This is a genomic window from Cryptosporangium japonicum, assembly GCF_039524755.1.
GTDB classification, from domain to species: domain Bacteria; phylum Actinomycetota; class Actinomycetes; order Mycobacteriales; family Cryptosporangiaceae; genus Cryptosporangium; species Cryptosporangium japonicum.
Map to the genome: position 1 here is coordinate 13,079 of NZ_BAAAGX010000009.1, position 11,671 is coordinate 24,749.

Below are 11,671 nucleotides of genomic sequence, written 5' to 3' on the forward strand. Positions count from 1 at the left end.
CTCCGGCGCGCCGCTGTCCGCCCGTTCCCCCGACCTAGGGTCTCAAGTACCGAGTTCCCGGACAGGAGCCGCCATGACGAACGCCGTTCCCCTCACCGAGACCACCCTGCCCGCGATCGCGGCGGCCGGGCTCGTCGACGTCCCGGAGTACGACCGGCGGGGCCTCACGGCCGGAATCGTGCACCTCGGGGTGGGCGCTTTCCACCGGGCGCACCAGGCGATGGTCGTGGACCGGCTGCTCGCCGCCGGGCTCGGCCGGGAGTTCGCGATCTGCGGGATCGGCGTCCTGCCGTCGGACCGGCGGATGGCGGATGTGCTGACGAGCCAGGACGGCCTGTACACGCTGCTGCTCAAACACGCGGACGGCCGCCGCGAGGCGCGGGTGATCGGCAGCATCGTCGACTACGTCTTCGCACCCGACGATCCGGCCGCGGCGATCGAGCGGATGGCCCGGCCCGAGGTCACGATCGTCTCGCTCACCGTCACCGAAGGGGGGTACTTCGTCGACCAGGTGACCGGTGAGTTCCTCGCCGACGACCCCGGGATCCGCCACGACCTGGCGCACCCGCGGACACCCGTCACGATCTTCGGGTACCTGGTGGCCGCGCTGAAGCTCCGCCGGGAACGCGGCATCCCGGCGTTCACAGTGATGTCCTGCGACAACGTCCAGGGCAACGGGCACCTCACCGGGCGGATGCTCACGGCCTACGCACGGCTGGCCGACGACGAGTTCGCCGACTGGCTGCAGTCGTCGGTGCGTTTCCCCAACTCGATGGTCGACCGCATCGCCCCGGTCATCTCCGACGCCGACCGCGCGGAGACCGCGACCCGGTTCGGGGTGCGTGACGGCTGGCCGGTGGTGGCCGAGCCGTTCTTCCAGTGGGTGCTCGAGGACGACTTCGGCGCGGCCCGGCCGCCCTGGGAGCACGCCGGTGTCCAGCTGGTGTCCGACGTCGAACCGTACGAGTTGATGAAGTTGCGCCTGCTGAACGCAGGTCACCAGGCGATCGCCTACGTCGGCCGGCTCGCCGGTCACCGGTACGCCCACGAGGCCGCGCGGGATCCCGCGATCGCCGCGTTCCTGACCCGGTACTTGAACGAGGAGGCCACTCCGACGCTCCGCCCCGTCGCCGGCATCGACCTGGCCGAGTACAAGCACACGCTCGTCGAACGCTTCTCCAACCCCGAGGTGCGTGACACCCTCGCCCGCCTCGGCGCGGACGCCAGTGACCGGATCCCCAAGTTCGTGCTGCCCGCGGTGCGCGCGAACCTCGCCGCCGGCCGGCCGGTGACGCTCGCGGCCGCCCTCTGCGCGAGCTGGGCCCGCTACGCCGAGGGGGTCGACGACCAGGGCGCCCCGATCGACGTCGTGGACCGGCTGTCCGAACGCCTCACCGCGGCCGCCGGCCGGTACGACGACGACCCGGCCGCGTTCCTGCGTGACCCGCAGCTCTTCGGTGACCTGGTGGACGAACCGGCGTTCCGGACGCCGTACCTGGCCGCCCTCGACTCGCTGCACCGCAACGGCGCCGCGGCCACCCTGCGCGCCCTCGAGCGCGGCGACTGACCGAACCCGGAGCGTCGCGCGGACTCCTTGGATCGCGTCCGCCCGGGCCGATAAAGAAGGCGCACGCCTCGGTCCGGGGCAGGCGGCACCGGTCTGGAACGGGCGGTTGGCAGATGACCGACGCGCGCACACGGACGATCTCCGGTAGCGCCCGCACGAGGGTCAGCCGCGTCGCCGGGCCCGACGGGCGCGGAACCGCCGTGTGCAAAGAGATGCTCGGGCCGGGTGCCGCGGCCCGCGCCCACCACGAGCGCACCATCCTCGAGCGGCTGGCCGGCGTCGCCGGTGTGGTCCCCTTGATCAGTGGCTCCGGCCACGCCCTGCTGCTGGCCGACCTCGGCGACGTAACGCTGGCCACCGGCCGGGTGCCGCTGCCCGACCTCCCGGCGCTGGCCCGGCAGTTGGCGCACACGCTCAGCGAGGTGCACGCCCGCGGCGTCACCCATCGTGACCTCGCGCCGTCGAACGTGCTCCTGACCCCGGCCGGTCCGGTGCTCGTCGACTTCGACCTGGCGACCACGGCCGCCGAGGAACGCCCCGGTTTCCTCCACGCACGGCAGATCGTGGGCGACCCGGCGTACCTCGCTCCGGAGCTGACCGGACGGACCGCCCGCTCGGTCGATCAGCGCGCCGACCTCTACAGCCTCGGCGCGACCCTGTACCGCGCGGCCACCGGTGCGGCCCCGTTCGGTGACGGCGACCCACTGCGCCTCGTCCAGGACCACCTCACCCGGATACCGCGGCCGCCGATCGAGCTCGTGAGCGCGGTTCCGCCGTCGCTGTCGGCGATCATCGTCCGGCTGCTGGAGAAGGATCCCGAGCGTCGCTACCAGAGCGCGCTGGGCGTCGCGCTGGACCTGGAGCGGGTGGCAGAGCACCCGGGCGCGGTGTTCCCGCTGGGCACCGCGGACTTCCCGCGGCGGCTGACTCCCTCGGCGCGGCTGGTGGGCCGGGACCGCGAGGTCGGCGTACTCACCGACGCGTTCACCACCGTGTGCGGCGCACCGGACGGTGGCGCGGTCCTGGTCAGTGGCGCACCGGGGGTCGGCAAGTCCCGGTTGATCGCCGAGCTGCGCCCGGTCGTCTCCCGCGCGGGCGGCTGGCTGGTCGGCGGCAAGTTCGACAAGCACCGGCGGGACGAGGACGGCGACGCGGTGCGGCAGGCGCTGCGGAGCCTGGGGCGGCTGCTGCTGGCCGAGCAGGACGTCGAGCTGGAACCCGTCCGCGACCGGCTGCGTGCCGTGCTCGGCGGCCGGGCCGGCCTGCTGGCGGCGTTCAACCCCGAGCTGGGGGCCGTCCTGCGAACGCCGCCGGTCGACCTGTCCGACGCCGACGTGCGCACCGGACAGACCCAACTGATCCAGCTCGCGCTGGACGTGCTGCGCACCCTGGCCACTCCGCAGCGACCGATCGTGCTCGTCCTCGACGACGTTCAGTGGGCCGGGCCGTCCCCGCTGGCGTTCGTCGACACGATGATCAGCGGGGGCGGCCCGCCGTGCGTTCTGCTGGTGGCCGCGTACCGGCACCAGGAGGTGGGGCCGGACCATCCGCTCGCCCCGATGCTCGACCGGTGGCGGCGGCTGAACACCGACGTCGAGTACCTCCGGCTGGAAAGCCTGTCGACGCCGGCCTGCACGGAGCTGGTCGCCGAGATCCTCCGCGCCCCGATCGCCGACGTGGCCGACCTCGCCGACGCGGTGCGCGCACACACCGGCGGGAACCCGTTCGACACCATCCAGGTGCTCAACGAGCTACGTCGGGAGGAGCGGCTGTCCCTCGACCGCCACGGCTGGCGGTGGGACGGCAACGCGGTCGGGGCGGGCAACGTCGTCGAGCTGCTCACCGCACGCATGGCCGAGTTCTCCGCGTCCACCCGGAACGTGCTCGCGGCCCTGGCGCTCCTCGGCGGTGAGCTCGATCCGGAGACGATCGGCCGGGCCGCCGGTCTGGCGGGTACCGCGCTGGACGAGGCGCTCGCGCCGGCGCTGGAGACCGGGCTGCTCGTCGTCGACCACGCGCTCGACGAGCTGGCCGTGAAGTTCGTCCACGACCGCGCGCAGCAGGCCGCCGCCGCGCTGCTGCCCGGCGACGACGCCGGGCCGCTCCGGCTGGCGATCGCCCGCCGGCTGGCCACCGTCCCCGGCCGGGAAGTGGTCGCGGCGACCCAGTACCTGCCGGTCCTCTCGTCGGTCACCGATCCGGACGAGCGACGCCGGGCGGCCGACCTGTGCCGCCGCGCCGCAGCGACGACCCGGCTGCTCAGCGACTGGGAGTCGGTCGACCGGCTGATGACGGCCGCCGAGCACCTGGTCGGTCGTGACGTGGCGTCGGCGACGGCGCGGCACGCGGCGCTGGTCGGGCTGGGACGGACCGCGGAGGCCGACGCGCTCCACGCGTGGATCGCCGCCCAGCCGGGCGACCCGGCCGACCGGGCCACCGCCGACGCGCTGCAGATCAGCAGCCTGATCCGGCGGGAGGAGCCGGGCGCCGGCCTCGCGCTGGGGCTGGAGCTGCTGAGCGAACTGGGGCTCGCCCGACCGGACGGCGCGGAACTCTCCCGCGTCATCGACGAAGGGCTCGACCGGGTGCGGCAGTGGACGGCCGCACCGGCGGACGCGGCCCCGCCGCGGCTGCGCGCCATCGCGGCCATCGCCAACGCGACGATTCCGGCCGCGTTCTTCTGCGACCAGCCGACGATGCACTGGCTGGCCGTCGAGTGCGCGCGGCTCTGGGCGGAGCACGGCCCGGTCGCCGAACTGGTCGGGCCGGTCAGCCACCTCGGGTTCGTCGCCGTCGCCCGGCGACAGGACTACCGCCTCGGCCACGACGTCCTGCCCCGGGTGCTGGCGGTGAGCGAGGAGCACGGCTGGGAGCCGCATACGTCGCAGGCCCGGTTCCTGTACGCGCTGGGCACGGCCTGTTGGTTCGCACCGCCGGACGAGGTGCTCGCGCAGGTGCGGCGTGCCCACGAGGGGCTCGTCCGCGGTGGTGACCTCCACAACGCCTGCTACACCGCCTTCCCGCAGCTGGGCGCTCTGCTGGAGAGCGCCCAGCGGGTGGAGGACCTGGCCGCCGAGGCCGACAGCGCGGTCGCGTTCTGCCTGCGCACCAGCAACGAGCAGCCGGCCAGGGCGCTCGCCGTCTACGGTGACCTGGCCCGGGTGCTGGTCGGTGAACTGGCCTCGATGCCGGCTCCGGACGTCGAGCTGCACGGCAACGTCACCGCGATCGGGAACGTCCACACCATGGGCGCGCTGGCCGCGGCGCTGTTCGACGACGTCCCCGCCCTCGTCGCCCACACCGACGTCTACCAGGCCGCGTTGCCGTTCCTCTCCGGTACCGCCGTGGCGTTCACCGGGTACCTGCTGCGGGCGCTGGCGCTGATCCGCGGCGGTGGTGACGAGGCCCAGCTCCGGGCGGCAACGGACTGGATCACCGCCAGGGCCGCGGACTGCCCGGCGAACTTCGCCGCCGCGGTCGACCTGCTCGCCGCCGAGCAGCACCGCGCCCGCGACGACTTCGCCGAGGCTCTGCGCGCGTACGATCGTGCCCTCTCCGCCCTCGACGGTCCCCGTCCGTGGCTCCGCGCCCACCTCACCGAGCGGGTGGCCCGCCTGCACCTGGAGCGCGGCTTCCGCTACACCGGCCGGATCCACCTCGATCAGGCCCGTGAGCTGTACGCGGCCTGGGGCGCGACGACAAAAGTGGCCGCGCTCGACGCGGAGTTCCCGCCCCGGCGCGTCGGCCCTTCCACCGGGCGGCCGGACCGCTGGAGCGGCGGCGGCCTCACCGCGGACACCATCGACCTGCGCGGTGTGCTCGCCGCCTCGCAGGCGCTCAGCGCCGAACTCACCCTCGACCAGCTGAGCGCCCGGGTCACCGAGGTGCTCGGCGCGATGACCGGCGCGACCCGGGTGCACGTGCTGGTCCGCGACGACGACGGCCGGTGGGCCTCGGAGGACGGGGTCCCGCTCAGCGCCGTCCGGTACGCCGAACGCAGCGGAGAGACCCTGCTGGTCGAGGACGCGTGCGCCGACGACTGGTTCGCCCGCGATCCGTACTTCGCCGACCTCGACCACTGCTCGCTGCTCGTCGTGCCGGTGCTGCACCTGGGCGCCGAGCAGGCGCTGCTGGTACTGGTCAACACGCTCGCGTCGGGTGCGTTCACCACTGACCGGCTCGACCTGGTGCAGCTCGTCGCCGGGCAGCTCGCGGTGTCGTTCGCGAACGCCCGGCTCTACACCACGCTGGAGCGCCGGATCGCCGAGCGGACGGCCGAGCTGGCCGAGGCCAACCACCGGCTCGAGCAGCTCAGCGTCACCGATCCGCTCACCGGCCTGGCCAACCGGCGTCGGTTCGTCCACGCGCTGGACACCGAGTGGGACCGCGGGCTGCGGTCGAAGACGTCGTTCGCCCTGGCGATCCTCGACGTCGACCACTTCAAGCAGTACAACGATCGCTACGGTCACCCGGCCGGCGACGACTGCCTGCGCGCCATCGCCGCCGCGCTCGACGAGGGCGTCCGCGCCACCGACCTGGTGGCCCGCTACGGCGGCGAGGAGTTCGCGGTGGTGATGCCGGACAGCGATCTGGCCGGTGCGCTCGTGGTCGCCGAGCGGGTGCGAGCGGCCGTGGAGAAGCTCGCGATGACGCACGCCGGCTCACCGCTCGGGGTCGTCACCGTCAGCGTGGGTGTCGCCGCGGTGGTCCCGCACGCCGACGCCGAGGTGGGCCAACTCCTGGCCGACGCCGACGCGCAGCTCTACCGAGCCAAGCAGAACGGCCGCAACCAGGTCGCCGGTTGACCTGCTCGGGCACGGTCTTGCCACGCAGCGTGCCGTGGCCGGCCTCGTCGTGCACGGCCGGCAGCTCGTGCAGGCTTCAGGCGCCCCGCGTCGGCGCGGGCGACGAGGAAGGTCAGTCCGGAGCCACTCGGCGCGACCCACACGCTCACGGGGGTCCAGCGGGCCGACCAGCTGCCGCGCGCGGATCGGAATGGGCTACGCCACGCCGAGGCAGCAGTCGTTGCTCGCGCAGGCGGCGAGGTCGTCGCATCCGGCGTCCAGGGCGTCGACGAGAGTGGCACGAATGGTTTGCAGGTCGCGGATGCGTTCCTCGACTTCGGCGAGTTTGGCCTGCGCACCGGCCCGCAGACCGCTGTCGGGGCGGTGGCGGTGGCGGCCGGCTTCGAGGAGGTCGGCGACTTCGTCGAGAGTGAACCCGAGGCGTTTGGCGACTTTGATGACGCGCAGCACGGTGACAGCTTCGGGTGGGTAGAGCCGGTGGCCGCCGGTGGTGCGGTCGGGTTCGGCGAGCAGGCCGCGCCGTTCGTAGTAGCGCAGCGTCTGGGTGTTCACCCCGGCCGCGGCGGCGACCTGGCTCGTGCGCAGCACCTCGGTCATGCCGTGGCTCGGGTGAGCAGCCCGTCGAGCACAGCGACCTGGGCGGCGGGGACTTCGACGTCCAGCCAGAGATCGGCCGGGCCGGCCGGGGTGATCGTGAAGGTGAAGAACGAGCAGCATGCGGTTTCCCGCGCCGTCAGGTCCTCGGTCCGAGCACGAACCCCGCCGGTCTCGGCCAGCACCACCCGGGCGCGGGTGGGCGCGAGCCGTTCGACCCGCCGAGCGGTGGTGAACAGGTCGTCGAACTCAGCGATGCGCGGCGGCCGTTCCGCGGTGGGCAAGGTGCAGGCGGGGGAAACCCCGTCGGAGCTCGTCATGCCTCGACGGTAAGCCTGTACCTGGGTACCGGATGCAAGCGTCAGTTTTGCCGGAGCACGAGCTTGAATCCGTCGTGGGAAGCGACGAATCCCAGCCGACGGTAGAAGCGGTGCGCGTCCAGCCGCGACTTGTCCGACGTCAACTGCACCGTCGCGCACCCACGGCGGCGAGCCTCCTCGATCGCCCAACGCATCATGGCCGCGCCGAGCCCCCGGCCGCGCCATTCGCCGGCGACCCGCACCGCCTCGATCTGCGCCCGCAGAGCCCCTCGGCGGGCGAGCCCAGGAAGGAAGCTCAGCTGGAACGTCCCCACGATCCGACGCTCGGCCGCCGCCACCATCAGCAGATGCGCGGGATCGGCCTCGATGGCCGCGAAGGCCGTTTCGTACGGCGTGAGGTCGTCCACGCTCTCGCGCCGAGCGCCGAGTTGATCGGCGGCCAGGAGCTCGATCAATGCCGGAAGATCAGCCCGTTCGGCGCGGCGCAGCACGACGCCGTCCACGCCCAGTGTTTCGTTGACCATGCCTGACGCTCCCACAGCACGACGAGCCGAGCAGCGCGCGCCGGACGGTTCAGGAGACCGTACCGGCTGGACAGCCGGTGGTGGGCTCGGTGGTCGGACATGGTCACCTCCGGCTCGTCAAGAGTCGGGCCAGGGACGGTCGGTGCCGCGGGCCCGGGGCGGGTAGCGCGTATGGTGGTGCGCGCAGCTGGTTCGGCCGTCCACCCAGGGTGGCCGTGGCAACAGGGAACCCGGTGGAAATCCGGGACTGCCCCGCAGCGGTGAGTGGGAACGACCGCCGTCATCAAGCACTGGGCGCGAGCCTGGGAAGCGACGGCCAGTAGGCCAGTACGAGCGCCCACGAGTCCGAAGACCTGCCAGCGCGCCGGGCCGGGAACGGTCCGGCGGTCGGAGGCCGCGCGGGACGGCTGACGCCATCCCGCGCACATCGCCGTGCGCATCGGCGTCGGTCCTCGCGTGTCCAGATACTCGCGAGGAGAGAGTTGTGACAACCGCCGAGGTCACGCCGGAGACACCGGTGCAACGCCGGCCCCAGATGCACGTCACGCAGATTCACCTGACTGCGGCAAACGGCGACGCCGAGCCGGTGGACGTCAACAAGATCGTGAAGGCCGTCGAACGGTGGGCGGGCGACCTCACCGACGTCGACCCGCTCCGGGTCGCGACGAAGACGATCAGCGGTCTCTACGACGGTGCCAGCACGGCCGAGCTCGATCAGCTCAGCATCCAGACCGCGGCGGAGATGATCGGCGAGGAGCCCCAGTACTCTCGCCTCGCCGCGCGGCTGCTCGCCGGCTACCTCGACAAAGAGGTCCGCGGCCAGGGCATCGCGAGCTTCAGCCAGTCGATCGCGCTGGGCCACGAGCAAAGCCTGATCGGCGACGACACCGCGGAGTTCGTCAAGAAGAACGCCCGTAAGCTCGACGACGCGATCGACGAGTCCAACGACCTGCGCTTCGAGTACTTCGGGCTCCGGACGGTGGCCGACCGCTACCTGCTGCGCCACCCGCACGCCCGCCTCGTCGTCGAGACTCCGCAGTACTGGCTGCTGCGGGTGGCCTGTGGGCTGAGCACCACCGCCAAGGAAGCGATCGACTTCTACCGGCTGCTCGCCAGCCTCGCGTACCTGCCGAGCTCACCGACGCTGTTCAACTCCGGCACCCGGCACACCCAGATGAGCTCCTGCTACCTGGTGGACTCGCCGAAGGACGAGCTGGACTCGATCTACCAGCGTTACGCCCAGGTCGCGAACCTGTCGAAGTTCGCCGGCGGCATCGGCATCGGCTTCTCCCGGGTCCGTGGCCGGGGTGCGCTGATCCGGGGCACGAACGGCCAGTCGAACGGCATCGTCCCGTTCCTGCGCACGCTCGACGCGTCGGTGGCCGCGGTCAACCAGGGCGGGCGACGCAAGGGCGCGGCCTGCGTCTACCTGGAGCCGTGGCACCCGGACATCGAGGAGTTCCTCGAGCTGCGTGACAACACCGGCGAGGACGCCAGGCGCACGCACAACCTCAACCTGGCGAACTGGATCCCGGACCTGTTCATGCGCCGGGTCGAGGAGGACGGTCAGTGGTCGCTGTTCGACCCCGACGAGTTCCCCGACTTCCCGGATCTGTGGGGTGCGGACTTCGAGCGGGCCTACGAAGCCGCCGAGCAGGCCGGCCGCGAGGTGCGCAAACTCAAGGCCCGGGACCTCTACGGCAAGATGATGCGCACGCTCGCCCAGACCGGCAACGGCTGGATGACGTTCAAGGACGCGTCGAACCGGCTCGCCAACCAGACCGCGAAACCCGGCAACGTCGTCCACCTCTCGAACCTCTGCACCGAGATCATCGAGGTCTCCAGCGACGACGAGACCGCGGTCTGCAACCTCGGCTCGGTCAACCTGGCCGCCCACGTCGCCGGCACCGACCTGGACTGGGAGAAGCTGCGGGCGACGGTCCGCACCGCGGTCGTCTTCCTGGACCGCGTGATCGACATCAACTTCTATCCGACCCCGCAGGCCGCGGCGAGCAACCCGCGCTGGCGCCCGGTCGGCCTCGGCGTCATGGGTCTGCAGGACGTGTTCTTCGCCCTGAAACTGCCGTTCGACGGCGCGGAAGCCAAACAGCTCTCCACGAAGATCGCCGAGGAGATCTACCTCACCGCGCTCGAGACCTCGGCCGACCTCGCCGAACGGCACGGCCCGCACCCGGCCTGGGAAGACACCCGCGCCGCCCGCGGTGACCTGCAACCCGACCTCTGGAACGCCCGGACGACCGGCGGGCGCTGGGACGCTCTGCGGGCCCGGGTGAGCCGCACCGGCCTGCGCAACTCGCTGCTGATCGCCATCGCCCCCACCGCCACGATCGCCAGCATCGCCGGGTGTTACGAGTGCATCGAGCCGCAGGTGTCGAACCTGTTCAAGCGCGAGACGCTCTCCGGTGAGTTCCTGCAGATCAACACCGCGCTGGTCCGCGAGCTGAAGACCCGCGGCCTGTGGACGGCCGAGGTGCGCAACGCGATCAAGCAGGCCGACGGCTCCGTGCAGGGTCTCGCTCAGCTGCCCGACGACGTGAAGACGCTGTACCGCACCGCCTGGGAGCTGCCCCAGCGCGCGCTGATCGACCTCGCCGCGGCCAGGGCCCCGTTCATCGACCAGTCGCAGTCGCTGAACCTGTTCCTGGCTTCGCCGACGATCGGCAAGCTCTCCTCGATGTACTCCTACGCCTGGAAGAGCGGGCTCAAGAGCACCTACTACCTGCGGTCGCGCCCGGCGACACGCATCCAGCAGGCGACCGTCACGCCCGAAGCGATCGCCTGCTCCCTGGAGAACCCCGAGTCCTGCGAGGCCTGCCAGTAATGCTTCTCGATCCCGGCATGGACCTCACGCTGCGTCCCATGCGTTACCCGCACTTCTTCGACCGGTTCAAGGACGCGATCAAGAACACCTGGACGGTGGAAGAGGTCGACCTCCACAGTGACCTGCGTGACCTGACCAAGCTGTCCCCGGCCGAGCGTCACCTCGTCAGCCGGCTGGTCGCGTTCTTCGCCACCGGCGACACGATCGTCGCCAACAACCTCGTGCTGAACCTGTACCAGCACGTGAACTCACCCGAGGGCCGCCTCTACCTCTCGAGGCAGCTGTTCGAGGAGGCCGTCCACGTCCAGTTCTACCTGAACCTGCTGGACACCTACGTTCCCGACGAGCAGGAACGGTTCGAGGCGTTCGCCGCGGTGGAGAACATCCCGTCGATCGCGCGGAAAGCCGAGTTCTGCTTCCGCTGGATCGACTCCCTCGGCGAGCTGCGCCGCCTGGAGACCCGCGAGGACCGCAGGAAGTTCCTGCTCAACCTGATCTGCTTCGCCGCGTGCATCGAAGGACTGTTCTTCTACGGCGCCTTCGCCTACGTCTACTTCCTGCGTTCGCGTGGCCTGCTGCACGGCCTCGCGTCCGGCACGAACTGGGTGTTCCGCGACGAGTCGATGCACATGGCGTTCGCGTTCGACGTCGTCGACACCGCTCGCCGGGAAGAACCCGACCTCTTCGACGACGAGATGGCCCAGCAGGTGCGGAACATGCTCGCCGAGGCCGTCGAGTGCGAGGTCCAGTTCGCCGAGGATCTCGTCGGCCAGGGCGTCCCGGGGTTGTCGTTGATCGACATGCGTGAATACCTGCAGCACGTCGCGGACCGGCGGCTGGCGCAGCTGGGCCTCGACCCGATGTACCGCTCGTCGAACCCGTTCGGGTTCATGGACCTGCAGGACGTCCAGGAGCTGTCGAACTTCTTCGAACGCCGCGTCTCCGCGTACCAGGTCGCGGTCCCGGGATCCGTCTCCTTCGACGAAGACTTCTAGGTCGACGCTCGTCGAGCTGGGGTC

General features: G+C 71.5%; 7 protein-coding genes and 1 riboswitch. Of the genes, 4 read left to right on the forward strand and 3 right to left on the reverse strand.

Annotation, left to right across the window (positions count from 1 at the left end):
* Positions 1 to 73 precede the first annotated feature (73 nt).
* Both ABD437_RS11160 and ABD437_RS11165 read left to right on the forward strand, forming a co-directional pair.
* Complete coding sequence (locus tag ABD437_RS11160; RefSeq protein WP_344648719.1) at positions 74 to 1,567, forward strand: mannitol dehydrogenase family protein; 1,494 nt, start codon at positions 74 to 76, stop codon at positions 1,565 to 1,567.
* Positions 1,568 to 1,680: 113 nt separating this feature from the next.
* Entirely contained in the window at positions 1,681 to 6,372 is a 4,692-nt protein-coding gene (locus ABD437_RS11165; RefSeq protein ID WP_344648720.1) for a diguanylate cyclase, read from the forward strand.
* A gap of 195 nt (positions 6,373 to 6,567) precedes the next feature.
* Here ABD437_RS11165 and ABD437_RS11170 read toward each other — a convergent pair whose 3' ends face one another.
* Genes ABD437_RS11170 through ABD437_RS11180 form a run of 3 tightly spaced genes read right to left on the reverse strand, consistent with a single transcriptional unit; the run spans position 6,568 to position 7,810 of the window.
* Positions 6,568 to 6,969: a MerR family transcriptional regulator gene (locus ABD437_RS11170; RefSeq protein WP_344648721.1), complete on the reverse strand. Its 402-nt coding sequence runs from the start codon at positions 6,967 to 6,969 to the stop codon at positions 6,568 to 6,570.
* The gene (locus ABD437_RS11175; protein WP_344648722.1) at positions 6,966 to 7,286 is read right to left on the reverse strand and encodes a hypothetical protein; all 321 of its coding nucleotides are present in this window, start codon (positions 7,284 to 7,286) and stop codon (positions 6,966 to 6,968) included. The genes ABD437_RS11170 and ABD437_RS11175 overlap by 4 nt, the downstream gene beginning before the upstream one ends.
* A gap of 41 nt (positions 7,287 to 7,327) precedes the next feature.
* Positions 7,328 to 7,810, reverse strand: coding sequence for a GNAT family N-acetyltransferase (locus tag ABD437_RS11180; RefSeq protein WP_344648723.1), 483 nt, complete (start codon positions 7,808 to 7,810; stop codon positions 7,328 to 7,330).
* 186 nt (positions 7,811 to 7,996) lie between these two features.
* Positions 7,997 to 8,171, forward strand: a riboswitch (cobalamin riboswitch).
* A 174-nt stretch (positions 8,172 to 8,345) separates the two neighbouring features.
* Here ABD437_RS11180 and ABD437_RS11185 point away from each other — a divergent pair.
* Together ABD437_RS11185 and ABD437_RS11190 are read left to right on the forward strand one after the other, a co-directional pair.
* Positions 8,346 to 10,652 (forward strand): ribonucleoside-diphosphate reductase subunit alpha, encoded by a 2,307-nt coding sequence (locus ABD437_RS11185; RefSeq protein ID WP_344649024.1) that lies wholly within the window; start codon positions 8,346 to 8,348, stop codon positions 10,650 to 10,652.
* Positions 10,652 to 11,647 (forward strand): ribonucleotide-diphosphate reductase subunit beta, encoded by a 996-nt coding sequence (locus ABD437_RS11190; RefSeq protein WP_344648724.1) that lies wholly within the window; start codon positions 10,652 to 10,654, stop codon positions 11,645 to 11,647. Before ABD437_RS11185 ends, ABD437_RS11190 begins: the two co-directional genes overlap by 1 nt.
* Positions 11,648 to 11,671 lie beyond the last annotated feature (24 nt).

Bases quoted from the DNA above. Each gene is read 5' to 3' on its own strand.
- ABD437_RS11175 (WP_344648722.1), bottom strand. From the start codon at position 7,286: ATGACGAGCTCCGACGGGGTTTCCCCCGCCTGCACCTTGCCCACCGCG.
- ABD437_RS11160 (WP_344648719.1), top strand. From the start codon at position 74: ATGACGAACGCCGTTCCCCTCACCGAGACCACCCTGCCCGCGATCGCG.
- ABD437_RS11190 (WP_344648724.1), top strand. From the start codon at position 10,652: ATGCTTCTCGATCCCGGCATGGACCTCACGCTGCGTCCCATGCGTTAC.
- ABD437_RS11170 (WP_344648721.1), bottom strand. From the start codon at position 6,969: ATGACCGAGGTGCTGCGCACGAGCCAGGTCGCCGCCGCGGCCGGGGTG.
- ABD437_RS11185 (WP_344649024.1), top strand. From the start codon at position 8,346: ATGCACGTCACGCAGATTCACCTGACTGCGGCAAACGGCGACGCCGAG.
- ABD437_RS11165 (WP_344648720.1), top strand. From the start codon at position 1,681: ATGACCGACGCGCGCACACGGACGATCTCCGGTAGCGCCCGCACGAGG.
- ABD437_RS11180 (WP_344648723.1), bottom strand. From the start codon at position 7,810: ATGGTCAACGAAACACTGGGCGTGGACGGCGTCGTGCTGCGCCGCGCC.